Genomic DNA, 22,305 nt, shown 5'->3' with positions numbered 1-22,305 from the left:
ACCGCTCCCCGGTCGCGTTCGGTCGGTATTCCGTTCGCAGAAAACTGCTGTATCGCCGCCTTCGACCGCTCAGCGGTTACTCCCCGCTACCCGTTTCGATGGGCGCGTCGACGAGATTACCCCACTCGGTCCACGACCCGTCGTAGTTCACGACGTTGTCGTAGCCGAGCAGTTCCGACAGTGCGAACCACGCGATGGACGACCGCTCGCCGATGCGGCAGTACGCGACGACCTCCTGATCGTTGGTGACGCCCTCGCTCTCGTAGAGGTCGCGGAGTTCCTCGGCGCTCTTGAACGTCCCGTCGTCGTTGACCGTCGCGGCCCACGAGACGTTCGACGCGCCGGGGATGTGGCCGCCGCGCTGGGCCGTCTCTTGGAGTCCCGGCGGCGCGAGCACTTCGCCGCTGAACTCCTCGGGACTTCGCACGTCCACGAGGGGAACGCCGCGGTCGATCGCCTTCTCCACGTCGTCGCGGTAGGCGCGGATGCCCTCGAACGGGCCGCGGGCGTCGTAGTTCTGCTCGGAGAACTCCGGCACCTCGTCGGTCGTCGGGTAGTCGCTCTCCAGCCAGTAGTCGCGGCCGCCGTCGAGCAGGCGCACGTCGCGGTGGCCGTAGTACTTGAACTGCCAGTAGGTGTAGGCCGCGAACCAGTTCGAGTTGTCACCGTAGAGGACGACGGTGGAGTCCTCGGTGATACCGTGACTGCCCAGCAGTTCCTCGAAATCGTCCTTTTCGAGGATGTCGCGTTGCGTCTGGTCTTGGAGCTGCGTCTCCCAGTTAAAGCCGACGGCACCCGGCGCGTGGGCGTCGTCGTAGGCCTCGGTGTCCACGTCCACTTCTACGAGGCGATACTCCGAGTCGTCGCTCTGGAACTCGTCTAGGTGCTCTTCCACCCAGTCGGCGGTGACGAGCACGTCCTTGGCGTAGTCACTGTCGCTCATGCACGTCTACATCTCTGCGCTCGGGTTATATTCTTGTTACTGCCGGAAGCTTCCGCCTTCTGTCGAGTATACCGGCAAATACGGCCGGGATATGCGGACGATTCCGATCGCTTTCAGTGTCACTCTTCGGTCACGTGACCGCCACCCGGAAAGATGCGGTAACGATTGCCGGGAACTCCAGTATCCGCGTACTTCGACGGAACCCGGAGCGCTAAGGCCTTGGCGTCGCTACCCCCGAACGATGCACGAGAACGTCGTGGTCTCCGCGGACTGGCTCGCCGAGCGACTGGACGAGGTTCGCGTCGTGGACGTGCGCGACGACTGGGAGTACGAGGGAATCGGCCACCTACCCGGCGCGGTCAACGTCCCGTTCGACCGATTCCGCTCCGCCGACGCGGACGACGCGGGGATGCTCCCCGGAGCCGAAACGTGGGCCGACCTCCTCGGCGGCGTCGGCATCGGCGAAGACGACGTCGTGGTCGCCTACGACGACATGCACGGCGTGTTCGCGGCCCGATTCCTCGTCACCGCGGAGCTGTACGGCCACGAGAACCTTTACCTGCTGGACGGCGATTTCAGTTCGTGGCAGAACGACCACGAGACGACGACCGACGCACCCGACATCGAACCGATCGAGTACGCGGTTCGAGACCCCGAAAACTCCCCGGTCGTCGGACGCGAGGAGGTCGAAGCCGCCGCCGACGATTCGAATGCGGTGCTCGTCGACACTCGGACCCCCGAGGAGTTCGCGGAGGGACATCTCCCCGGCGCGGTCAACGTCGATTGGCTCGACCTCGTCGACGACGAGACGCGGGGTCTGAAACCCCGCGACGAACTCCGCTCGATTCTCGAGGCGAACGGCGTCACGCCCGACCGGCGAGTCGTCCTCTACTGTAACACCGCCCGGCGAATCAGCCACACCTACGTCGTGCTCTCGTACCTCGGGTACGACGATATCGGGTTCTACGAGGGGAGTCTCACCGAGTGGATGGAGACGGACGGCGAACTGGAAACGAAGTAACCCTCGCTCGCCACGGACCGATTCCCGCACGCGTCGTCTCCCCTCGCGTTCGAACTCCCCCTAAAAACCCTCCGCTGACGGGGCGCGGATGCGCTCCCGTTGCCGTTCGGTAATCGCCGTAGACGGCGTCGTAACGGAGAATACCGCGTTACGCGTTGGTACACCCGCTCCCGGCGTTCGCGTGGGTCCAAACCTAACAATGATAGTTTTCCATTGGCTACCGAAACGGTCGCGGCCATTTATCTCCGGTTCCGGCCTATAGCCTGTCACCCCTGGAGGGGGGAAAGGGATGACTGAACGAGAAACACAAGACACTGAGAACGTCGAATCGAAAGAACGTCGGTCGTTCATGAAGAAGGGCGCGCTCGCGACGGGGGCGCTCGCGTTGGGTCTCGGCAGCGCCGGCAGCGCGTCGGCGCAGGGACAGAACGTGCTGGTGTACACCTACGACTACCACCCGAACGTCCAGTTCCGGGTTATCCAGTCGCTGGAACAGTCGACGACGGTTCGACTCCTCCAGCGCCCCGGCGGCGGCAACGTCCCCGAAATCAGCCAACCGGACGACTACAACGCGTACATCATCCGCTACCTGTTGGGCGGCGGCGGCGGCGGACAGGGCCAGATCACGACGTTCGTGTTCGGCCGCGACCTCTCGCTGAATTCGGGTACCACTCGCCGGTTCTCGGGCGACGCGTCGGTGTTCAGCAGCACGCTCAACCTGCTCAGCACCAGTCTCGAGGGCGGCAGCTAATCGATTCGCCGTCGTATCGGAGAAAAGACACGATTTCGCACCATTTTTCGCCGCTATCGATCCGTCCGTGAGACGGCGGCCCATTTACGTCCACCGCGACCGTACCAAGCAAAGCTATGTCAGGGGGAAAGCGATGAACGGCGAATTCGAAGGCATCTCACCATCGGACGGGATTCCATCCGAACCGATCGCGCGCGGTCGATTATCGACCGCGGTTCAGCCGACGGATACCGCATTGGTGTTCGCGCGCGACTACTATCCGGGCGTATCGTTTCGTATCGCGGCGAACCTCCCGATTTTCGTCACGGTCACCATCCTCGACCAACCGCCGGACGAGATTCAGGTGATATCGCAACCCGACGACTACAACGGTTACGTCATCAACTACGCGTACCGCGGAACGCCCATCTTCGCTTTCCTTTTCTCGCGCCGATATCTACCGACGGGGAGTCGCTATCGGCTCGAGAAGGACGCCACCTACTTCAGTTCCAACTTGAACCTCATCGAGGCCCCGTTGACGAGGCTGTAGCGCCGGTTTAGTTTCCCGTCGGTTCGTCGCGGCCGTAATTCTCACAAGCGAACTGTGCATACGTTACGACGCATGGATCGAGATACGTTCATCGATACGGTTCAGCAGCGCGCGGACTTCTCCTCGCGGGAAGAAGCGACAGACGCGACGCAAGCAGTGCTGACGACGCTCGGTGAACGCATCACCGAGAACGAGGCCGAAGACCTCGCGGCGCAACTCCCAGCCGGACTCGACGACCAACTCACGGAGGCGGACTCGCACGCGAACCAGTTCTCGTTCGAGGAGTTCGCCGAAAAGGTCGCCGACCGCGCCGACGCCGACGCGGTCGCGGACGACCCGCGAACCGCGTCGCAGGCCGTCTCGGACGCGGTTCAAGAGGCGGTCGGAACGGGGGAGTTTCAGGACGTCATCTCCCAACTCCCCGAAAACGAGGAGTACGGCGGCCTGCTCTCCCCCGCCGAGTAGACGACCCCGCCGACGCCGAGCACGGTTCGAGTTCGGCACCCGCGCTCTGGCGTCGAGAAGCCTCGAACGTTTTGCGCCGCCCGCGGAACGCCGCATAATTTCCGACGCGAATTGAAATATAGGACATTTGATATAGCGCTATTCGATCCATCGACCGCCATTCGCCCGATTCTTATCGGAATTATTACATACTCGGGGCGCATCACGTCCGTTAAGTACCACCCACTGTAACCACCGAGTAATGAAACGACGAACGTTCCTCGCGGCCGGAAGCACCGCTTTCGCCGGCCTCGCCGGTTGTCTAGACGGAAGCTCCGAGTCGCCCGGTTCCGGTACCACGGGGACGACCGCCGGGACCACCGCGAAGACGACCGCGCAGACCGAACTGGGCGGCACGCTGAAGGTCGCAACGTACCGTTCGTTCGTCGACGCACCGAGTTCGTCGCCCGGTTCGTGGGTGAAAAAAAAGTTCGAGAAGGAGTACCCGAAAGCGACGCTCCGGTGGCAGACCCCCGAGAACGAGGTCAACCACTTCGTTCAGCGGAAGGCCCAGAACGTCGATATCGATACGGACGTGTACGTCGGGCTAAACGTCGACCACCTCATCACCATCGACGACAAACTCGGCGGGAAGAAGCTGTTCGCCCCCGTCGCCGACTCGCTGTCGAACTACGGGCACGTCAAAGACGGCCTAACGTTCGACCCGAAAAAGCGCGCGATTCCGTACGACACCGGATACATCAGCCTCGTCTACAACGCCCACCGAGCGGACAACCCCGGAACGTTCGACGCGCTGGCGAAGCGGAAGTACGCGAGCAAACTCATCACGCAGAACGCCCAGCAGGCCGCGACGGGGCGGGCGTTCCTCCTGTGGACCATCCACCAGACGGGCCCGGAACGGTATCTCGACTACTGGCAACGGATGAAGGAAAACGGCGTGCAAATCCTCGGCTCGTGGGACGCCTCCTACACCGCGTACTCCAACGGCGAGCGCCCCATCGTCATCTCCTACTCCACCGACCAGGTGTACGCCCACCGCTCGGGCGCGGACATGAAGAAACACCAGATAGGCTTCCTGAACGGGGAGGGCTACGCGAACCCCGAAGGGATGGCGAAGTTCGCGGGCACCGACCGGTCGAAACTGGCGGACGCGTTCCTCGACTTCATGCTCTCAAAGCCCGTACAGTCGAAGATTCCGACGCTCAACGTTCAGTTCCCGGCGACCGACTGGGCGGCACCCGGGAAGGAGTTCGACAAGTACGCCAAAGCGCCCGCGAAGCCGGTCACCTACTCCTACGACGAGTTGCAGGGCAACCTCGAAGAGTGGGTCGAACAGTGGGCGCGGAAGATAGCGAGCAAGTAGATGGTTCCCCGCCGCTGGCTGGAGCGACGCGCGCTCGCCCTCCTCGGCGTTGCGACCGGCGCCGTCCTCGTCGTTCTCTTCTACCTCCCGGTCGCCATCGTCTTCGCCGAAGCGGGTGAGGCGGCCGCTTTCGTCGACGTGCTGACCGACCCCTTCTACGTCCGCGAAATATTCGGCTTCACGGCGTACCAGGCGACGCTGTCGACGATAGCCAGCGTCGCGCTCGGACTGCCGGGTGCGTACGTCCTCTCGCGGTACGAGTTTCCCGGCAGACGGACGGTTCGTTCGCTGACCATCCTCCCGTTCGTCATGCCCTCCATCCTCGTCGTTATCGGCTTCGTGGCGATGTTCGGGACGGACGGTCTGCTCAACGACCTGCTCTCGGTCGTCGGCCTCGGTCCGTACTCGCTGCTCTACAACCTACCCGCGATAATCGTCGCCCACGCCTTCTACAACGCCCCGCTCGTCGCCCGAGTGACGAACGCCGCTTGGGAGAGCGTGGACGCCCGCGAAGTGGAGACCGCTCGAAGCCTCGGCGCGGGTCGGTTCCGGGCGTTCCGAGACGTGTTGGTTCCCCAATTGCTCCCCGCGATTTTCACGGGCGCGCTTCTCACGTTCATCTTCACGTTCATGTCGTTCGCCATCGTCCTCGAACTGGGCGGCCTCGAGTACGCCACCGTCGAGGTGTGGATATACGACCTCGCCCGCGAACTCGACTACTCCGAGGCCGCCGTCCTCGCCGTACTCGAGACGCTCCTCTCGCTCGCGTTGACATACGGGTACCTCCGCTACGAGGCGCGACAGGCCGCCGCGTCGCGGGCCACCAGACCCCTCCCCCGAAAGCGGTTGCTCGCGGACGGCGACGCGGCGGGGACGCTCGAACGCGCGGGCGTCGCCGCCTACCTCCTCGTCGTCGGCGTCGTCTTCGTCGGCCCGCTCGTCAGCACCGTGCTCGAAAGCGTGACCGGTCCGACCGGATTCACCCTTCGCTACTACGAGTTCCTCGTCACGCGGCAGGCGACCGGCGCGTCCTTCCAGACGAAACCCGGCGTCGCGGTTCGCAACTCGCTCGTCTTCGGCCTCGGCACGCTGCTCGTCGCGCTCCCGATGGGCGTCGTCGTCGCGGTGCTCTCCCGCGCGAGAGGCGGTCGCGCGGTCGAAGCGCTGGCGATGGCCCCTCTCGCGGTCAGCGGCGTGATGGTCGGACTCGGGATGCTCCGCGGACTGGTGTTCGGGGTTCCGGTCGCCGGAACCCGGATCCGGGTCGGCGGCGCGCTCGCCATCGTCGCGGCGCACGCCGTCGCGGCCTATCCGTTCGTCACGCGGAACGTCGCGCCGATGCTCTCCGGAATCGACCCCCGGATGGTGGAATCGGCCCGCGCGCTCGGCGCGTCGCGCGCCCGCGCGCTGGTGGACGTCGAACTTCCTCTCGTCGCCGCCGGTATCGTCGCCGGAGCGGCCTTCGCGTTCGCCATCAGCATCGGCGAGTTCGACTCGACAGTTATTCTTGCCACGGGCAGCAGCAGTTACACGATGCCGGTCGCAGTCGAACGCTACCTCGGCAACCGCACGCTCGGCCCGGCCACCGCGATGGGTACCGTCCTGCTCGTCGTCACCGCGGTCAGTTTCGTCGTCATCGACCGCCTCGGCGGGAGGTGGGAGGATGGGTAGTCCGTCCCCCGGGAGGTGGGGGTGTGGTTGACGTTCGCCTCTCGGGCGTCCGCAAGGAGTACGGCGGCGTGACCGCCCTCGAAAACGTGTCGTTCCGCGTCGAAGACGGCGAGTTCTTCACCCTCGTCGGCCCGTCGGGATGCGGCAAGACGACCACCCTCCGAGCCATCGCGGGATTCGAAGAACCGACCGCCGGCGCGATACGGTTCGGCGACCGCGAGATGGCGGGCGTCCCGCCCGAGGACAGGGACGTGGGAATCGTCTTTCAGAACTACGCGCTCTTCCCGCACATGAGCGTCGCGGAGAACGTCGGTTACGGCCTTCGCTTCCGCGACCCGCCGGGAACGCGAACCCGCGACGAGCGCGTCGCGGAACTGCTCGAACTGGTCGACCTCGACGGGTTCGAGGACCGCGACCCGGACGCCTTGTCGGGCGGCCAGCAACAGCGCGTCGCCCTCGCGCGCGCCCTCGCTCCCGGTCCGGACGTGCTCCTGTTGGACGAACCGATGAGCGCCCTGGACGCGCGCCTCCGCGACGACCTGCGAACGCGGGTCGCCCGCATCCAGTCCGACCTCGGAATCACGACCGTTTACGTCACCCACGATCAGGAGGAGGCGTTGGCGATAAGCGACCGCGTCGCCGTCGTGCACGACGGCCGAATCGAACAGATCGGTCGCCCGGAGGACGTGTATCGCCGACCCCGGTCGCGGTTCGTCGCCGAATTCGTCGGCGAGAACAACGTCTTTTCTGGGACGACGGTTGCACACGAAACGAAGGGGTCGCGCGTCGCGGTCGGCGACCGCGAGTTCCGCGTTTCCGGTTCGACGACGGGCCGCGTCACGTTTTGCGTTCGCCCCGAGGCGCTCCGACCGGACGCCGACGAAAACGCCTTCTCGGCGACCGTCGAAACCGTCGAGTTCCTCGGCGAAGCGTTTCGCGTCCGCCTCGACTGGGAGGGACGACCGATGACACTCCGCGTATCCGAACCCCCCGGGGACGAGCGGATTCGCGTCGGCTTCGACCCCGACGACGCGCACGTCATCGACGGGCGGGCGGAACTGGTCGAACAGCGATGAGAAGCGGCGGCTCGGTCGTTTCGTGAGACTCCTTTCCGACGCGCTTCCGAGAAAGCGGACGCGACCGACTACCGGGTCGTCGTGTCGGTCGTTCGGGTGGTGGCGGTTCCGTCCGTCGTCTCGGTGGTTTGGGTCGTGGTGTTTCCGCCGTTCGTCGTCTGGGTCGTCTCGGTCGCCGTATCCTCGCCGTTCGTCGTCTGGGTCGTGTTGGTCGTTCCGTTCGTTTCCGGGGGTGCTCCCGACGTCGTTCTGAACTCGCCCGACTGGTTGATGTCCCCCCGCATGGTGTCCGGGTGGTATCGGCAGCGGTAGCGGCGCATATCCTCGTCCGCCCGAAACGTCATCTCGCGCGTCGCTCCCTGCTGAGCGGTGTCTCCGGTGCTTTGAATCACGTCTCCTTGGTCGTCGAGTATCTGGAATCTGTGTCTGTTTCCGTCGAGATTTATCCAGATGAGCCTGTACTCCTCGTCGGGAACCAACCCGAGCGTCGGGTTCTCGGCACCCGCGATGACCTCGGGAGCGAGTCCGAGCCAGTAGTCGACGCGGCCGCCGAGGATGATGGTTCGTTGCCCGCCGTCGTCCGTCGTCTGGGTGCCGCCGTTCGTCGTCTCGGTCCCGTTCGTCGTGGTTGTCGTAGTCGTCTGGCCGTTTCCACCGCCGTCCTGTGCCATCGCCATGCGGCCGAGCAGTCCGACGCCCGCCGCCGCTCCGGTCGCCTTGAGAATCGCCCGGCGCTGTGACTTCGGTGAGCCCTCTCGTGTCATGCGTTTCCTCCGCGCATCGGACGTCGGCTCGAAATAAAAACGGCGTGCACCGTTCGGCGTCGTAATATCGAACTATACGCCGGATACGGAGATTATCGATCCCTCCCTCGCCGAAACGTTTGCTTGACCGCGGTCGGTCGTCTGCTCCCGCCCGTCAGAAGCTTTCGTTCGGTTGCCTCTCCCGCCAAAACCGCTCCAATCCGAGCGAGAGCATGTCGGGGCTGACCGGTTGGAACTCTTCACGTTCGGTCTCGGGGAAGAATTCCCTGACGCTGTCCCACGAATCGCGGGCGTAGCGGCTATCGACGAGAACGCGGACGCCCCGCTCGTCGGAACCGCGGATGACGCGCCCGAGCGCCTGCCGCGCCTTTCTCACCGCCGGAACCGTGAGCGCGTACGTGAACCCGTCTCCGAACTTTCGTTCGTAGGCGGTTCGCACAGCACGGGTTCGGGGGCTCGCGGTGTTGATGATGGGGACGCCGCAGACGACGGCGGCGCGAAGTCGGTCGCCCCGGTAATCGACGCCCTCGGTGAGCGTTCCCCGGAGGCTCGTGACCAGCACCTTCGCCTCGCCGTCGAAGAACTCGTCTTTCAACGCTTCGGTGGCGTCGTCCGCGCTACTCTCGTCCAGCAGGACTCGCTTGTCCACCACCTCGCGGAGGTGTTCCGCGGCCCACTTCGCTTCCGCGTAGTTCGGCATTCCGACGAGGACGTTGCCGGGCGACCTGGCGACGTCGCGGATGGCGTCGGCGTACACCTGTCGTTCGCGCGTCTCCTCGCCCGGCGCACCCCTGTTGTCGTAGGTGAACTTCGGCGCGTCGATCGCGAAGCTCTCGCGGTTCGGTTCGGGGAAGTTCAGTCCGTAAGTTCGTTCGACGACGGGCCGTCCGTCGTTTTCGATGTGCACTAGTCCGGACACCTCTTCGAAGATTTCGAGCGGTTCGAGCGTCGCGCTCATCAGGATGCCGCCGCCGAACTCCCCGAGCTGCTCGCCGATGGCGTCGCTCGGAACGCAGTTCTGCATGGCGAGTTTCGCGTTGTACGCCCGTCGCCACGAGTCGTCGGGTTCGCGGTCGTTCCACGTCCGTTCGAGGACGATTTCGCGGAAGTACTCCTCGTGGTCGTTTCGGTACCACTCGCCGAGGGTGCGACCCGCCGGGAGGGAAGCGCGCTCCCTGTCCTCCTCGTCGGCTTCGTTGAGGATGCGGGCGACGACCGCACCGACCGCCTCCGCGCGCGCCCACGTGCCGCCGTCGTAGCCCGCGTTCTCGGCCCACTTCGATATCTCGTCGGGTTGGGGGACGGTCGGGTCGCGCAGGGGAATCTCCGCGTCCGGGAGGTCGGCGAGATTCGCCTTCCAGCCCCGGTGTTCGCTGTCGAGGTGCGCGGCGACGCGCCGGTCGAGTTCCTCGCGGAGGTCGCGGACGAAGTCGCGGGTCTCTTCCAGCTCGCGGAGTGTGACGTTCGCGTCTTCGAGTTCGGCGCGGACGAGGTCGGCGTCGGCGGTGGTGTGTTTCGACTCCCGATCGTCGAACTTCACCGGTTGGATGACGCGCGTCAATTCGGATTCGGCGTCCCGGAGCGTCGAATCGCCGACCGATTGGCTCACGAGGTCGCGGACGCGCGGTTCGAGCATGTGCGCCTCGTCGCAGACGAGGAAGGTGGAGTCGTCCACCAGCGCGCCCGTGAACCCCGCCGTCGTCACCGGGTCGAAGGCGTGGTAGTAGTTTCCGACGACGACCTCCACGTGACTCAGTAGTGCGCCCATCATCGAGTGGGGGCAGGTGCCCCACTGCACCGAGTGGGCAACGAGGTCGTCGGGTTCGATGAGACCCCCGCCGTCGAAATCGAAGGGAACCGCCTCGACGGGGTCGCCGTCCTCCGGCAGATCGTCCAAAAACTGGGCGTAGAACGGACAGTACTCCACGTCGCTGTACTCCGGCATTTCGGGCGGGTACGGGGAGGGTTCGTCCGCGGTTTCGAGGTACGTCGCGGCGCCGCCGCGACTTCCCGAATCGGCCAGCCCGGTCTGCTGGCTTCTGGCTCGTGAGGCGAGGTTCTGTGCGGTCGTGGAGCCGCCTTCGCCGGTCAGGTCGCGAGTGCGCTCGCGCAACCCCTCGCATCGTTCGTAGACGTTGCCGTCGTCGATCCCCCCCGCGTTCTCGCGGTTGTAGGGGCAGACGTCCGCCTTCCCGACGAGCGTGAGCGCGGAGACGGGTTTCCAGTCGTCGGGGAGGTTCGCGTTGATCGTTCGCAAGTCGGTCTCGAACTGGCGGAGCTGTTGTTTGACGCTCGTAAGGACGAACACGCGCTCGTAGCGGCTGTCTGGGTCCCGCACGAGGTGGAGACCCGCCGTCAGCGCCAGCATCGTCTTGCCAGTCCCGCAGGCCCCCTCGATGACCGAGAAACCGTCGTCGCGGGCGGTCTCGATGGCCGTCTCGATGCCGTCCACCTGCTCGTCGTAGGGTTCGTCGTGTCCGAATATCGTCCGCCAATCCGCCATCATCATTGTTCCGTCAGCCACGTGCTTAGGGCTGTTGAACTGGAGTGGTCCCGTCTCGGTATTTAAACCTTGGCGCGGGCCGGAAGTGGCGTGGGAGCGAGAAGTCGAGGACTCACGACGCAGTGTTTACCCGCCGCGAACTCTTACCGCCCGCTATGGCCGACGCGAACCCGACCGAACTCTCGGACGACGACTGGCGCAAGGAACTGCAGTCCCTGCGCGACGAGAAGGACGAGTTCCTCGGCGACCACCCGCAGTCGCCGATTCCGCCCGACCGGCGCGACCAGTTCGACGGTCTCCCGTACTTCGACCCCGATCCGAAGTATCGCGTGACCGCCGCGGTCGAGACGCACGACGAACCGGAACCGCTCGAACTTGAAACGACCGCCGGACCACCCCAGCGGTATCTCCGGACAGTGACGTTTCGATTCGAAATCGGCGGCGAGAACTGCTCGCTCTCGGCGTACCAGCAGGAGGGTCAGGAGTCGCTGTTCGTTCCGTTCCGCGACAAGACGACGGGCCAGCAGAGCTACGAGAACGGGCGCTACCTCGACCTCCATCCAGACGACGCGCTGACCGACGCCGACGAGGTCACGCTGGATTTCAACCTCGCCTACTCGCCGTTCTGCGCCTACAGCGAGACGTTCTCGTGCCCCCTCCCGCCGGAGGAGAACTGGCTGGACGTCGCGGTTCGCGCCGGCGAGCGGACGCGGGACGACCGCTGAGACCGCCAGACGCGGCGGCGATATCCATCTCCACCGGAAGGGAAGGGGTTGCGACCGAGTTTTTGATGCCCGAAATTTGTCTTTCGATTCGCCATCGAACGGTTCCCTTCGCGGCGTGAATTCCGTATTATGAAAACATTTCTTTGGCATTCCTGAATTTGGGTGAGAATTTGGAAAGGATTTTTAGGTGTTCGCCGCCAAGAACTGGATGCCGACGGCGCTGTCGTCGGCTGAAAGCATGCCAAACTGCGACCATTGCAACGCGCACGTCTCCGAACGATTCGCGCGCGTCTTCGCTGACGAAGACGGTCACATCCGCGCTTGCCCCGCCTGCTCTGCGAACGCCGGAATCGCCGAGGTAGCGCGACAGCGCGCGCAAAACGTATAGCCCGACGAGGCGAACGGGTGGGATCGACAGGAACAAGACGAACCACGCGAAGCCTGTCAGATGTGACTACCCACTGGGTCTATGTCGTCGAATGCAGTGACGGCACTTTTTACACCGGATACACGACCGACGTAGCCCGCCGCGTCGCGGAACACGACGCCGGCGACGGTGCGAAGTACACCCGCGGGCGGACGCCCATCGAACTCGTCCACGCGGAGCGGTTCGAGTCGAAGTCCGCCGCCATGTCCCGCGAGTACGAGATAAAACAGTTCAGCCGCGCCGAAAAGGAACGACTGGTGGAGGAGCGTCCGGTTGAAAGCCCGGAGAAGAACCGGTGAGCGAGCGGCGGCTCTCAGTCGTCCGCCGCCGCCTCCTCCGCCGCGTCCTCGGCCGCCTCGGTCGAGGTCACGTCCGGCGTGATGAAGGCGTACTCGACCGCCTGTCGTCCGAGCTTTCGGGTGCGCTCTTCTAAGTCCTCGTCGACGAACTCGCCGTCCTCGAACTGGTCGTACGCCCGCCGGATGCCGACCTGGTGCGGGAGCACCCAGCCGTGGACGCCGCGAACGGTAATCCGCATGTGGTCGAGCGTGCTGGCGTAGGACCCGCCGCCGGCGACCACGAGCAGGCCGACCGTCGTGTCCTCGAACTCGTCGAAACTACAGTAGTCGTGGACGTTTCGGAACGCCGAACTGTACGATCCGTGGTAGACCGGACTGCCGAGGATGACCGAGTCGGCCTCCCGAATCGCCCGTTTAATCTCCACCGCGTCCTCCGGTTCGTCCTCGTCCGGGTCGAACACCGGAAGGTCGTAGTCGCGCACGTCCAGCAACTCCGTCTCGGCTCCGGCTTCCTCCGCGGCGTCGAGTACGTGCCTCAAAGCGGTTCGCGTGTGGCTGCCGTCGCGCATGCTTCCGCACAGCGCGACGACCTTCGGTACTGCTGTCATTGTTCGTCTCTCGGTGCCGAGAACGTTTAATCCACTCGGCTCGACGTCGCCCCGGTATCGTTTTTGTCACGACCGTGCCTCCGACACGGTGGTTTTTTCGACTGCGACGACGACGGACGAAGTATGGATACGCCGATTTCGTTCGGAACCGACGGCTGGCGGGCAACGCTGGACGAGTTCACGTCGCCGCGCGTCCGAATCGTCGGACAGGCGGTCGCCGACTACCTCCGCGAGGTCGAAGATCGAGCGGGCGAGACGGTCGCGGTGAGCTACGACGCCCGCGAAACGTCGCGCGGGTTCGCGGAAGACCTCTGTCGCGTCCTCGCGGCGAACGGCTTCGACGTGCTCATCCCGGAGCGGGACACGCCGACCCCCGTCCTCGCGTGGACCATCGCCGACCGCGACCTCGCGGGCGGTCTGATGATAACCGCGAGCCACAACCCGCCGGAGTACAACGGCGTGAAGTTCATCCCGGCGGACGGCGCGCCCGCGCTTCCCGAGGTGACCGACGACATCGAGGCCCGACTCGCCGACCCCGACCCCCTCCCGGAGGACGAACACGGCGTCGTCCGCGAGGAGGATTTCGTCGCGCCCTACGAGGAGCACGCCTTCGACCTCGTGGAGAGCGACTTCGCCGACCTCTCGGTCGTCTACGACGCCATGCACGGGAGCGGGCGCGGCGTCACCGACCGCCTCCTCGAGGCGGCGGGCGCGAGCGTCGAACGACTCCACTGCGAGCAGGACCCCGAGTTCGGCGGCACGCCGCCGGAACCCGACGCCGACCACCTGCAGGAGTTGGTCGCGGCGGTTCGAGAGAACGACGCGGACTTGGGTATCGCCAACGACGGCGACGCCGACCGAATCGCCGTCGCGACGCCCGACCGCGGCTTCCTGGACGAGAACCTCTTTTTCGCCGCGCTGTACGATTACCTGCTCGAAGCCGACTCCGGTCCCGCGATTCGGACCGTCTCGACAACCTTCCTCATCGACCGCATCGCCGAGGCGCACGGCGAGGAGGTCCACGAGACACCCGTCGGGTTCAAGTGGGTCGCGCGGGCGATGGCCGAGCACGACGCCCTCGTCGGCGGCGAGGAGAGCGGCGGGTTCACGATTCGCGGCCACGTCCGCGAGAAAGACGGCGTCCTGATGGCGCTGCTCGCCGCCGCGGTCGCCGCGGAGCGCCCCTTCGACGAGCGGGTTGACGACCTGCTGGACGAGTTCGGCGAGATTCATCAGGACAAGATAAGTCTCGCGTGCCCCGACGACGAGAAAGAGCGCGTCCTCTCGGATCTCGAAGCCGACCTGCCCGAGGAAGTCGCGGGCCGGAACGTGGAGGACGTTGTGACGAAAGACGGGTTCAAGATTCTGCTCGAGGACGGGTCGTGGCTGCTCGTCCGGCCGAGCGGAACCGAACCCAAGATGCGCGTCTACGCCGAGGCCGACAGCGACGAGCGCGTCGACGACCTTCTCGCGGCGGGCGAGGAACTGGTCGAACCGCTGATTTAACGGGTCGGCCGATACCGGGGAAGTGAAAGACGATATACAATAAATCGATTCAGCGAACTTTTTTCCCGAAACTCGACAATCCTTCGGCGTGCGACTCCCCGACGCCCCGCCCCCGCTCGTCCTGAAGTACTACCTCTACCAGGCGACGGTCACGTTCGGCTTCTTCTGGCCCGTCTTCACCGTCTTTCTCCTCCACCGCGGCCTCACCTACACGCAGATCGGCCTCCTGGGCACCGTCTCCGCGGCGTTCGTCGTCCTCGGGGAGATTCCGACGGGGTACGTCGGCGACCGCATCGGGCGTCGAAACGGCCTCCTCGTCGGTTCCGTCCTTCTTTCCCTCTCGCTCCTCGGATTCGTCGTCGCTCGCGGATTCGTCGGATTCGCCGTTCTGTACGTCCTCTGGGCGCTCGGGCTATCGTTCCGTTCCGGAACCGACGACGCGTGGCTCTACGACGCCCTCGAATCCCGACTCCGCGAGGACGAGTACACCCGCGTCCGCGGACGCGGCGGGTCGGTCAACCGGTGGGTGAGCGCGGGAACGATGCTCGTCGCCGGCGGACTGTACGCCGTTCGTCCGTGGCTCCCGTTTCTCGCCGGGGGGCTCCTCGTCGCGGGCTCCATCCCCGTCCTCCTCTCGATGCCCCGCTCGAGGCGCGCCGACCGAGCGGACGAACTGACCGTCCGCGAAGCACTCCCCGTGATTCGCCGACGGTTGACCGAACCGCCGCTTCGCTCGTTCGTCCTGTACGTGGCGTTGTTCTTCGGCATCGTCAACGCCGCCGACACGTTCATCCAGCCGATTACGACCCGGACGCTCGGTCTTCCGGCGGCGGGCTTAGGGCCCCTCTACGCCGGATTCACCGTCGTCGCCGCGGTCGCCAGTTACCACGCGGCGACGATAGAGGAACTGCTCTCGACCCGGTGGGCCGTGCTGCTCGTCCCCGGTCTGGTGGCCGCGTTCTTCGTCGTACCGCTGCTCGCGCCGGTCGCGGCGCTCCCGCTCTTCTTCGCGATGAAGAGCGCGCGGGCGGTGATGGCCCCGATAGCGAGCGGCTACCTCAACGACCGCGTCGAGTCGGCCGGACGCGCCACGCTCCTGAGCGCGGCGTCGATGGTGTACGCGCTGGTTCGCATCCCCCTCAAACCGCTGGCAGGAGTCGTGGCGGACGCGACCGCTCCGCTCGTCGCGGTGGCCGCTCTCGGCGGCTTCTTCGTTCTCGCCTCCGTCGCCGTCCGCGCGGTCGAGACGCCGGTCGTCGGTGCCGAGTCGGACCGACGAACCGCCGATTGAACGCGCCCGCCGCCGTCACTCGAACGACAGCACGTCGCCCGGATTCAGGTAGTACAGCGCCGCGAGTCCCACGCCGAGCGCCGCCGTGACCAGTCCGAGCAGGTCGCTCGTCGACGCGTCGACCCCGTCTCGAAGCACGTAGAACGCCATCAGTCCGGCGAACGCGACCCAGACGGCGGCGAGACGGCGGCGTTTCCTCTGGTCCATGCGCCGTCGTTGGCAAACGCGGCGTATCAGTCTTCGCTTTCGAGCACCCCCCGCAGTCTCCGCTCCTCCGTCGATTCGACGTCGAATTCGAGCGACTCGTAGAAGGCTCGAACGCTCGGGTCGAACTCCGCGGTCAGCGTTCCGTGACGGTCGCGGGCCGCTTCGACCAGCGCCGTTCCGATTCCTTGTCCGCGCCGCGCCCGTCGAACCGCGATGGAGTCGAGGTAGCCGTCCGACTCGCGCGACTCGGTCACCGCAGCGCCGAGGATCCGCCCGTCGTCTTCCGCGACTAGCACGTCGCCCGCGTCGATTCGCTTCCGAACCTCGCTCGCGTCGGTTTCGAGCATCGCGGCGTCCAGAATCCGCACGACGGTGAGGTGGTCGTCGGGCGTCGCGCGGCGGACGGTCATCCGCCCTTTATCAGCCGCAGCACCTTCACGTGCTCCGCCTCGACCGGTTGGTCCTCCGGCACGGGTCGCCCGTCGACCATCACCGACACCTCGTGCGGACTCAAACCGACCTCGGACAGCAGGTCGGCGTACGTCGCGCCCTCCGCGTCGAACTCGTGAGTGCCCTCGCCGACCACCTCGACGGTCACGTTCATGGCCCCTCTTACCGGCGTCGCGCCTTCAGCGTGTCGGGGTCGGCGTCGCGCGCCGCCCGCGGTAGCGCGCCCGGAGCGCCATCGCCAGCGCGCCGAGGCCGAGCAGGAGGACGACGAACCGGACGAGACCGCCGAGGACGGGAATCCGACCGAGGAGCGCGACGACGAGCAGTCCCACCGCCAGCGCCAGCCAGCGGTTCGTCTCGTCGACCAGCGACAGCAACCAGAGGCCGACCGCGAACGACCCGTACACCGCGGCGATCCAGAGCAGGATGGCGAACAGCAGCGCCCCCAGCAGCGAGATGGGTATCCCGATGATGGTCACGGCGAAGACGACGAGCAGAATCGGCACGAGGACGAGCAGGAGGAGGCCGACGCCGGCCGAGAGGACGGGGTCGTCGCGCGCTCGCTCGGCGACGCGCCCGGAGAACGTCGGGAACACGGCCAGCAGCACCGCGCCCAACAGGAGGTTTACGAGGAAGCCGTACAGCGCGCCGACCCAGTTCGGCACGCGCAGCGCGGGCGCCGGCCCGACGTCGGCGAGCGTCTCGTCTTGCCGAACCGTCCCGGCGACGGTCGCCCCCGGCGCGCGCTCGAACGTTTCGGCGTCGTAGACGAGATCGCCGCCGATGCGCGCCGTCTCCGCGACCCGCAGCGTCTCGCTCGTGACCTCGGCGTCCCCCCCGACGGTTCCCGCCAACAGCGTGTATCCCGCGGCCCCTTCGAGCGACCCGCCGACCGCGCCGGTTCGGGCGACGACGAGGTTGCCGCCGCCCGCTTCGACGTCTCCCGTGACCTCGCCCCCTATCCGGACGTTCCCGGCGAACGCCGACACGTCCCCCCTGACGGTACCCGTTCGTGCGACGAGGACGTTCCCGGCGAACGCGCTCAGGTCGCCGTTCACCGTCCCGCGGACGACGACGGTTCCCGCGGCGGTCGTGAGGCCGCCGTCCACCGTCTCTCCCTCCTGAACGACGACCGTTCCACCCGTTCGCGTCTGTTGTGCCGTCGCCGTCGCCGGCACCGCCGCGAGGACCAGGACGAGCGCCAGCAGGACCGCGCGCGTTCGCATGTCCCGACGGTCGGGTACCGGGCGGATAGTAATTGAGTCGTTGTCCGCGAGCATCGTGGGTTGCGCGCGAGGAATCGACAGGCTAATCGGGCGCGACGATTCGACGGACGAACCGGGAGCGGCGTCTCGGGGCCTTTAAGAACGGCAAGTGCCTCTGCTGGGACATGAGCGAGGCCGAATCGGAAACCGTCCCCGGGCGCGGAACCATCTGGGTCGAGAAGTACCGCCCGCAGACCTTGGACGAGGTGGCGGGCCACGAGGACATCACGGCGCGACTGCAGAGCTACATCGAGAAGAACGACCTGCCGAACCTGCTCTTCTCCGGCCCGGCGGGCATCGGAAAGACGACCTGCGCGGTCGCCATCGCCAAGGAGTTGTACGGCGATAGCTGGCAGTCGCACTTCCTCGAACTGAACGCCTCCGACGAGCGCGGCATCGACGTGGTGCGCGACCAGATAAAGAACTTCGCCCGGCACGATCCCGGCCCGGTGGACTTCCAGATAATCTTCTTAGACGAGGCGGACTCGCTGACGAACGACGCGCAGGCCGCCCTCCGCCGGACGATGGAGCAGTTCTCCGACAAGACGCGCTTCGTCATGTCGTGTAACTACTCCTCGAAGATAATCGACCCCATCCAGTCGCGGTGCGCCGTCTTCCGGTTCGCCCCGATTTCGGACGAGGCGGTCGCCGAGCGAATCCGCTTCATCGCCGAGCAAGAAGGAATCGAGACGACCGAGGGCGGCGTCGACGCGCTCGTCTACGCGGCGGACGGCGACATGCGGAAGGCCATCAACGCACTGCAGGCCGCCGCGGTCATGGGCGAGCGGGTGGACGAGGAGAGCGTCTTCGTCATCACGAGCACGGCGCGACCCGAGGACATCAAGGAGATGGTGCAAGACACGCTGGTCGGCGATTTCACCCGGGCGCGCTCCAAACTGGACGAACTGCTCACCGAGCGCGGTATGGCGGGCGGCGACATCATCGACCAACTCCACCGCTCGGTCTGGGAGTTCGACTTGGACGACGAGGACGCCGTGCGCGTCCTCGAACAGGTCGGGGAAGCCGACTACCGCATCACGGAAGGCGCGAACGAGCGCGTGCAACTCGAAGCGATGCTGGCCTCGCTGGCGCTCGACCGGGAGTAACCGGCGAACGAGACAGAGTCACGATTAGGACGACGGTTTATAACCTCTTGTGTCTTGCGGTAGACTTGTCCACCACCCGAACCGTTTGAAGGGTGCCGGTTCTCTCTAAGGACCGTGGCAGAATCCATCTTTCCCGAGCGAATCGAGACCGACCGCCTCGTCCTCGAACGAATCCCCTCTGAGAGCACCGACGTCTTCGAACTCTACGACCTCTGTTCGACCGACTCGTGGCGAACCGACGCGACCGAGCACATGCCGTGGTTTCGCTTCCGGACGCTCTCGGACGCGGCGCGGTTCGTCGAACACGCCGAATCGCAGTGGAACGACCGCGAGACGGCGAGGTACACCGTTCGACCGAAGTCCGGCGAGGACGGCGCGGGCGAACTCGCCGGACTCGCCGCGTTCGGCCCGGAGTGGGACGAGCGACGAGCCGGGTCGGGGATCGTCCTCGCGAAGCGATTCTGGGGCCGGGGCTACGGCAGGGAGCGGGCGAGAGCGATGGTCGAACTGACGTTCGAGCGATTCGACCTGGACGCCTACTACACCACGGTCGCGGCCGGAAACGAGCGCTCGCGCCGGATGATCGAGTCGTACGTCGAGGCGTTCGGCGGCCGCCACGAGGGACTGCTCCGGCAGTACAAATCGCGACCGAACGGCGACGTGACCGACCAACACCGGTACTCCATCACGCGCGAGGAGTACGAGTCCGCGACGAACCCGCGGTAGTTCGTGCGACCTCGCGGCGCGCGGTGACCCCGTCGGAGACGCCGCCATAGCACGGCCGGAAACCGACGAACGGTTCAGTCGCTTTTTTCACACCTCGGCACCGTCACTGGTGCATGGTTCGAACCGTCCCCGACGCAGTCGCGGTTTACAGTACCACCCTCCCCGGTTCCGAGGTGCTCCGATGACGCTCGCCATCGAAACCGACGGACTGACGAAACGATTCGACGATACCGCGGTCGTTTCGAATCTGAACCTCACGGTTCCCGCCGAATCCGTCTACGGCTTTTTGGGCCCGAACGGCGCGGGGAAGACGACGACGATGCGGATGCTGACGACGCTGACCCGCCCGACGAGCGGCACCGCGCGAGTCGCCGGGCGGCCCATCGACGACCGGGACGCCGTCGTCTCTCGCATCGGATTTCTTCCGGAAGAACCGCCGCTGTACGACGAACTCACCGGGCGCGAGCAGTTGGAGTACGTCGCCGGACTGCGCGACGTGGACGCCGACGACCGCATCGACACCCTGCTGGACCGCCTCGACCTCGCCGACGACGCCGACGAGCGCGTGAGCACCTACTCGAAGGGGATGAAACAGAAGGTGGCGACGATTCAGGCGGTCCTCCACGAACCGGAGGTCGTCTTCCTGGACGAACCCACCTCGGGGCTCGACCCCCGCGCCGCTCGCACCGTGCGCGACCTCATCTCGGAACTCACCGACGACGGCATGACCGTCTTCCTCTCGACGCACATCCTCCCCGTGGTCGAGGAGCTCGCGGACACGGTCGGCGTGCTGTCCGACGGGTCGCTCGTCGCCGAGGACTCGCCGGACCGGCTCACCCACCGCGCGGAGCGAGAGCAGACGCTGGAAGAGGTGTTCCTCGACGTGACGAGCGGCGACGAGACGGCGCGGCCGGTGGAGCAATGAACTGGCCGACGCCCCGAAAGAGCGTTCGAATCGCCCGCGTGGAGTACCTTAGGAGCGTCCGCGCCGTGGCGAAGAATCCGATGCAGTTGCTGGGCATGGGCGTCTTCGTCCTGGTGTTCGTCGGCGGCGCGACCGTCGGCGGGAGCTACGCCGTCTACCGTTTCGGCGATAGAATCGCCGAGCTACCCTTCCTGCTCGACGGAGCGCGCGGCGCGACGGCGGTCGCGTCGCTCGGCATCGTCGTGATGCTCGCCGCGCGGGCGGTCGGCAAGACCGCCCGCATCGACCACGAAACCGGGATTCTGACGACGGTTCCCGCCCGCGACGTGGTCGGCGGCCTGCTGCTCGCGGAGTTCGCCCGCGTGTCGTCGGTCGCCGCGGTTCCGCTGCTCGCCCTGAGCGCGACGTGGGCGGTCGTTCTCGGCTCGCCGGTCCCCTTCGTCGCCATCGTCTCAGCGGCCGCCGCGCTGCTCGTCCTCGCGCTGCTCGTCGGACACTTGCTCGGCGTCCTGTTCAAGATGGCGTTCGCGCGCTCGAAACTGCTCGCGCGCTACAAGACGCTCGTCTTCGCCGCCATCTTCGTCGCGTACTTCGCGGCCATCATGTCGAACGCGCTCGGTTCGGCGATGGTCGAACTCGGACGCCACCTGCAGGACGCTCCGACGGCGTGGTTCGGCGACGTGCTGGTCGCCGGCTTTCCGGCGGCCGAGCCCTCCCCGCTGCGGATGCTCGGCGCGCTCGCCCTCTTTCTGGTCGCCGTTCCCGTCCTGTTACTGCTCGACGTGCGGGCGGCGACTCGACTCTGGTACGGCGACGCCGTGAAACCCGGAAGCGGGAAGCGACCGAAGACGGACCGATCGAAGGAACGCGCCGACGACGGGTTCCTCTCGGGGGACGGACCCCTCGCGGGCGTCGCCTCCCGACCGACCCGCTCGGTGACGGCGAACGTCTGGCGGCGGACGAAGCGAGCCCCGATTCGGCTCATCTACGCCGTCTACCCCGTGTTCTTCTTCACCGGCTTCCTCCAAGAGGTCGTCTCGTCGGGCGAGATTCCGTCGGGGTTCCCCGTCATCGTCGCGCTCTACGGCGCGTGGGTCGTCGGCGCGACGGCGCTCAACCCGCTCGGCGACGAGGGGGCGATGCTCCCGGTGACGCTCACCTCGACGCTCCGCGGCGAGCAGTTCGTCCGGGGGCACGTCCTCGCGGCCACGCTCGTCACCCTCCCCCTGGTGGTCGTTGCGACCGCCGTCTCGGGCGCGCTGAGTCCCCTCGAACCTGACGTCTGGCTGGCGCTCACCGCCGCGAGCGCCCTGCTCGGGGTGGCCGGAGCGGTCGTCGCCGTCGGCGTCGGCACCGTGTTCCCGCGGTTCGGCGAGGTGCGGGTCACGCGAAGCCGACGCGTCGTCGTCCCGAGCAAGACCGCGTTCGTCGTCTACACGGTCGCGCTGCTCGCCGGATTCGTCGGCGCGGCCGTCGCGGCGGTGCCGGAGGGCGCGTCGCTGGTTTCGAACGCGATAACGTTCTGGTCGACCTTGCTCTGGCGACCGGTCGAAATTCCGACCATGGCGCTCCGCGTCGTCGGCGGTGCGGTGGCGGTGCTGCTCGGCGTCGTCACGCCGCCGGTCGCGTACCGGTACGCCGCTCGGCGGTTCGAATCGTACGTCCTCGGCTGAGCGGCCTTGCG

24 protein-coding genes are annotated in these 22,305 nt (G+C 66.3%); 16 read left to right on the top strand and 8 right to left on the bottom strand.

Going from position 1 to position 22,305, the window contains the following annotated elements; translation table 11 throughout:
- Positions 1 to 76: 76 nt before the first annotated feature.
- Entirely contained in the window at positions 77 to 943 is an 867-nt protein-coding gene (locus LIX00_RS09235) for a sulfurtransferase (RefSeq protein ID WP_227352902.1), read from the bottom strand.
- A 241-nt stretch (positions 944 to 1,184) separates the two neighbouring features.
- Here LIX00_RS09235 and LIX00_RS09230 point away from each other — a divergent pair, with 241 nt between their 5' ends.
- The 7 genes from LIX00_RS09230 (at position 1,185) to LIX00_RS09200 (ending at position 7,819) form a co-directional block, all read left to right on the top strand.
- Positions 1,185 to 1,964 carry a sulfurtransferase gene (locus tag LIX00_RS09230; protein ID WP_227352901.1) on the top strand — a complete coding sequence of 260 codons (780 nt, stop codon included), beginning with the start codon at positions 1,185 to 1,187 and terminating at the stop codon, positions 1,962 to 1,964.
- A 289-nt stretch (positions 1,965 to 2,253) separates the two neighbouring features.
- Positions 2,254 to 2,715: a twin-arginine translocation signal domain-containing protein gene (locus LIX00_RS09225; RefSeq protein WP_227352900.1), complete on the top strand. Its 462-nt coding sequence runs from the start codon at positions 2,254 to 2,256 to the stop codon at positions 2,713 to 2,715.
- A gap of 133 nt (positions 2,716 to 2,848) precedes the next feature.
- Positions 2,849 to 3,244: a hypothetical protein gene (locus tag LIX00_RS09220; protein WP_227352899.1), complete on the top strand. Its 396-nt coding sequence runs from the start codon at positions 2,849 to 2,851 to the stop codon at positions 3,242 to 3,244.
- A gap of 72 nt (positions 3,245 to 3,316) precedes the next feature.
- A complete protein-coding gene (locus LIX00_RS09215; RefSeq protein WP_227352898.1) occupies positions 3,317 to 3,709 on the top strand; it encodes a DUF2267 domain-containing protein in 393 nt (130 codons plus the stop codon).
- 241 nt (positions 3,710 to 3,950) lie between these two features.
- Positions 3,951 to 5,072, top strand: coding sequence for a thiamine ABC transporter substrate-binding protein (locus LIX00_RS09210; protein ID WP_227352897.1), 1,122 nt, complete (start codon positions 3,951 to 3,953; stop codon positions 5,070 to 5,072).
- Positions 5,073 to 6,743, top strand: a complete 1,671-nt coding sequence (locus LIX00_RS09205; protein ID WP_227352896.1) for an ABC transporter permease — start codon at positions 5,073 to 5,075, stop codon at positions 6,741 to 6,743.
- 23 nt (positions 6,744 to 6,766) lie between these two features.
- On the top strand, positions 6,767 to 7,819 hold the full coding sequence (locus LIX00_RS09200; protein WP_227352895.1) for an ABC transporter ATP-binding protein: 1,053 nt from the start codon (positions 6,767 to 6,769) through the stop codon (positions 7,817 to 7,819).
- A 68-nt stretch (positions 7,820 to 7,887) separates the two neighbouring features.
- On the opposite strand, the gene LIX00_RS09195 is transcribed toward LIX00_RS09200, so the two are convergent.
- Positions 7,888 to 8,583, bottom strand: a complete 696-nt coding sequence (locus tag LIX00_RS09195; RefSeq protein WP_227352894.1) for a hypothetical protein — start codon at positions 8,581 to 8,583, stop codon at positions 7,888 to 7,890.
- Between the two features lie 154 nt (positions 8,584 to 8,737).
- Positions 8,738 to 11,086 carry an ATP-dependent DNA helicase gene (locus tag LIX00_RS09190; RefSeq protein ID WP_368410742.1) on the bottom strand — a complete coding sequence of 783 codons (2,349 nt, stop codon included), beginning with the start codon at positions 11,084 to 11,086 and terminating at the stop codon, positions 8,738 to 8,740.
- A 155-nt stretch (positions 11,087 to 11,241) separates the two neighbouring features.
- Here LIX00_RS09190 and LIX00_RS09185 point away from each other — a divergent pair, with 155 nt between their 5' ends.
- The 3 genes from LIX00_RS09185 (at position 11,242) to LIX00_RS09175 (ending at position 12,537) form a co-directional block, all read left to right on the top strand.
- Positions 11,242 to 11,811: a DUF1684 domain-containing protein gene (locus tag LIX00_RS09185; protein ID WP_227352892.1), complete on the top strand. Its 570-nt coding sequence runs from the start codon at positions 11,242 to 11,244 to the stop codon at positions 11,809 to 11,811.
- A gap of 238 nt (positions 11,812 to 12,049) precedes the next feature.
- A complete protein-coding gene (locus LIX00_RS26280; protein WP_438267072.1) occupies positions 12,050 to 12,199 on the top strand; it encodes a DUF7563 family protein in 150 nt (49 codons plus the stop codon).
- Between the two features lie 62 nt (positions 12,200 to 12,261).
- Positions 12,262 to 12,537, top strand: a complete 276-nt coding sequence (locus tag LIX00_RS09175; RefSeq protein WP_227352891.1) for a GIY-YIG nuclease family protein — start codon at positions 12,262 to 12,264, stop codon at positions 12,535 to 12,537.
- Between the two features lie 14 nt (positions 12,538 to 12,551).
- Here LIX00_RS09175 and LIX00_RS09170 read toward each other — a convergent pair whose 3' ends face one another.
- Complete coding sequence (locus LIX00_RS09170) at positions 12,552 to 13,145, bottom strand: NADPH-dependent FMN reductase (RefSeq protein WP_227352890.1); 594 nt, start codon at positions 13,143 to 13,145, stop codon at positions 12,552 to 12,554.
- A gap of 123 nt (positions 13,146 to 13,268) precedes the next feature.
- Between LIX00_RS09170 and LIX00_RS09165 the strand changes: the two genes are divergently transcribed.
- Together LIX00_RS09165 and LIX00_RS09160 are read left to right on the top strand one after the other, a co-directional pair.
- Positions 13,269 to 14,651: a phosphoglucomutase/phosphomannomutase family protein gene (locus tag LIX00_RS09165; protein ID WP_227352889.1), complete on the top strand. Its 1,383-nt coding sequence runs from the start codon at positions 13,269 to 13,271 to the stop codon at positions 14,649 to 14,651.
- Positions 14,652 to 14,739: 88 nt separating this feature from the next.
- A complete protein-coding gene (locus tag LIX00_RS09160) occupies positions 14,740 to 15,942 on the top strand; it encodes an MFS transporter (RefSeq protein ID WP_227352888.1) in 1,203 nt (400 codons plus the stop codon).
- A gap of 15 nt (positions 15,943 to 15,957) precedes the next feature.
- On the opposite strand, the gene LIX00_RS09155 is transcribed toward LIX00_RS09160, so the two are convergent.
- Genes LIX00_RS09155 through LIX00_RS09140 form a run of 4 tightly spaced genes read right to left on the bottom strand, consistent with a single transcriptional unit; the run spans position 15,958 to position 17,825 of the window.
- Entirely contained in the window at positions 15,958 to 16,149 is a 192-nt protein-coding gene (locus tag LIX00_RS09155) for a hypothetical protein (RefSeq protein WP_227352887.1), read from the bottom strand.
- A 26-nt stretch (positions 16,150 to 16,175) separates the two neighbouring features.
- Positions 16,176 to 16,559, bottom strand: coding sequence for a GNAT family N-acetyltransferase (locus tag LIX00_RS09150; RefSeq protein ID WP_227352886.1), 384 nt, complete (start codon positions 16,557 to 16,559; stop codon positions 16,176 to 16,178).
- Entirely contained in the window at positions 16,556 to 16,753 is a 198-nt protein-coding gene (gene samp2 / locus LIX00_RS09145; protein WP_227352885.1) for a ubiquitin-like small modifier protein SAMP2, read from the bottom strand. The genes LIX00_RS09150 and samp2 overlap by 4 nt, the downstream gene beginning before the upstream one ends.
- A 25-nt stretch (positions 16,754 to 16,778) precedes the next feature.
- Positions 16,779 to 17,825, bottom strand: a complete 1,047-nt coding sequence (locus tag LIX00_RS09140; RefSeq protein ID WP_227352884.1) for a DUF8173 domain-containing protein — start codon at positions 17,823 to 17,825, stop codon at positions 16,779 to 16,781.
- Between the two features lie 164 nt (positions 17,826 to 17,989).
- Between LIX00_RS09140 and LIX00_RS09135 the strand changes: the two genes are divergently transcribed.
- The 4 genes from LIX00_RS09135 to LIX00_RS09120 all read left to right on the top strand — a co-directional run bounded on the left by LIX00_RS09135 (position 17,990) and on the right by LIX00_RS09120 (position 22,294).
- Positions 17,990 to 18,970 (top strand): replication factor C small subunit, encoded by a 981-nt coding sequence (locus LIX00_RS09135; protein WP_227352883.1) that lies wholly within the window; start codon positions 17,990 to 17,992, stop codon positions 18,968 to 18,970.
- A 114-nt stretch (positions 18,971 to 19,084) separates the two neighbouring features.
- Positions 19,085 to 19,696 (top strand): GNAT family N-acetyltransferase, encoded by a 612-nt coding sequence (locus LIX00_RS09130; RefSeq protein WP_227352882.1) that lies wholly within the window; start codon positions 19,085 to 19,087, stop codon positions 19,694 to 19,696.
- Positions 19,697 to 19,877: 181 nt separating this feature from the next.
- Positions 19,878 to 20,621 (top strand): ABC transporter ATP-binding protein, encoded by a 744-nt coding sequence (locus LIX00_RS09125; RefSeq protein ID WP_227352881.1) that lies wholly within the window; start codon positions 19,878 to 19,880, stop codon positions 20,619 to 20,621.
- Positions 20,618 to 22,294, top strand: a complete 1,677-nt coding sequence (locus LIX00_RS09120) for a hypothetical protein (RefSeq protein ID WP_227352880.1) — start codon at positions 20,618 to 20,620, stop codon at positions 22,292 to 22,294. Before LIX00_RS09125 ends, LIX00_RS09120 begins: the two co-directional genes overlap by 4 nt.
- Positions 22,295 to 22,305: the final 11 nt, after the last annotated feature.

The organism is Haladaptatus salinisoli (genome assembly GCF_020614375.1).
Lineage (GTDB): Archaea > Halobacteriota > Halobacteria > Halobacteriales > Haladaptataceae > Haladaptatus > Haladaptatus salinisoli.
The sequence above is the reverse complement of the archived record's forward strand: the minus strand, read 5'-3'. Positions and strand labels throughout refer to the sequence as shown.

Coding starts and splice junctions, on each gene's coding strand:
- LIX00_RS09150 (WP_227352886.1), bottom strand. CDS start 16,559: ATGACCGTCCGCCGCGCGACGCCCGACGACCACCTCACCGTCGTGCGG.
- LIX00_RS09120 (WP_227352880.1), top strand. CDS start 20,618: ATGAACTGGCCGACGCCCCGAAAGAGCGTTCGAATCGCCCGCGTGGAG.
- LIX00_RS09195 (WP_227352894.1), bottom strand. CDS start 8,583: ATGACACGAGAGGGCTCACCGAAGTCACAGCGCCGGGCGATTCTCAAG.
- LIX00_RS26280 (WP_438267072.1), top strand. CDS start 12,050: ATGCCAAACTGCGACCATTGCAACGCGCACGTCTCCGAACGATTCGCG.
- LIX00_RS09135 (WP_227352883.1), top strand. CDS start 17,990: ATGAGCGAGGCCGAATCGGAAACCGTCCCCGGGCGCGGAACCATCTGG.
- LIX00_RS09185 (WP_227352892.1), top strand. CDS start 11,242: ATGGCCGACGCGAACCCGACCGAACTCTCGGACGACGACTGGCGCAAG.
- LIX00_RS09225 (WP_227352900.1), top strand. CDS start 2,254: ATGACTGAACGAGAAACACAAGACACTGAGAACGTCGAATCGAAAGAA.
- LIX00_RS09140 (WP_227352884.1), bottom strand. CDS start 17,825: ATGCGAACGCGCGCGGTCCTGCTGGCGCTCGTCCTGGTCCTCGCGGCG.
- LIX00_RS09230 (WP_227352901.1), top strand. CDS start 1,185: ATGCACGAGAACGTCGTGGTCTCCGCGGACTGGCTCGCCGAGCGACTG.
- LIX00_RS09165 (WP_227352889.1), top strand. CDS start 13,269: ATGGATACGCCGATTTCGTTCGGAACCGACGGCTGGCGGGCAACGCTG.
- LIX00_RS09170 (WP_227352890.1), bottom strand. CDS start 13,145: ATGACAGCAGTACCGAAGGTCGTCGCGCTGTGCGGAAGCATGCGCGAC.
- LIX00_RS09205 (WP_227352896.1), top strand. CDS start 5,073: ATGGTTCCCCGCCGCTGGCTGGAGCGACGCGCGCTCGCCCTCCTCGGC.
- LIX00_RS09220 (WP_227352899.1), top strand. CDS start 2,849: ATGAACGGCGAATTCGAAGGCATCTCACCATCGGACGGGATTCCATCC.
- samp2 (WP_227352885.1), bottom strand. CDS start 16,753: ATGAACGTGACCGTCGAGGTGGTCGGCGAGGGCACTCACGAGTTCGAC.
- LIX00_RS09210 (WP_227352897.1), top strand. CDS start 3,951: ATGAAACGACGAACGTTCCTCGCGGCCGGAAGCACCGCTTTCGCCGGC.
- LIX00_RS09125 (WP_227352881.1), top strand. CDS start 19,878: ATGACGCTCGCCATCGAAACCGACGGACTGACGAAACGATTCGACGAT.
- LIX00_RS09155 (WP_227352887.1), bottom strand. CDS start 16,149: ATGGACCAGAGGAAACGCCGCCGTCTCGCCGCCGTCTGGGTCGCGTTC.
- LIX00_RS09190 (WP_368410742.1), bottom strand. CDS start 11,086: ATGGCGGATTGGCGGACGATATTCGGACACGACGAACCCTACGACGAG.
- LIX00_RS09235 (WP_227352902.1), bottom strand. CDS start 943: ATGAGCGACAGTGACTACGCCAAGGACGTGCTCGTCACCGCCGACTGG.
- LIX00_RS09215 (WP_227352898.1), top strand. CDS start 3,317: ATGGATCGAGATACGTTCATCGATACGGTTCAGCAGCGCGCGGACTTC.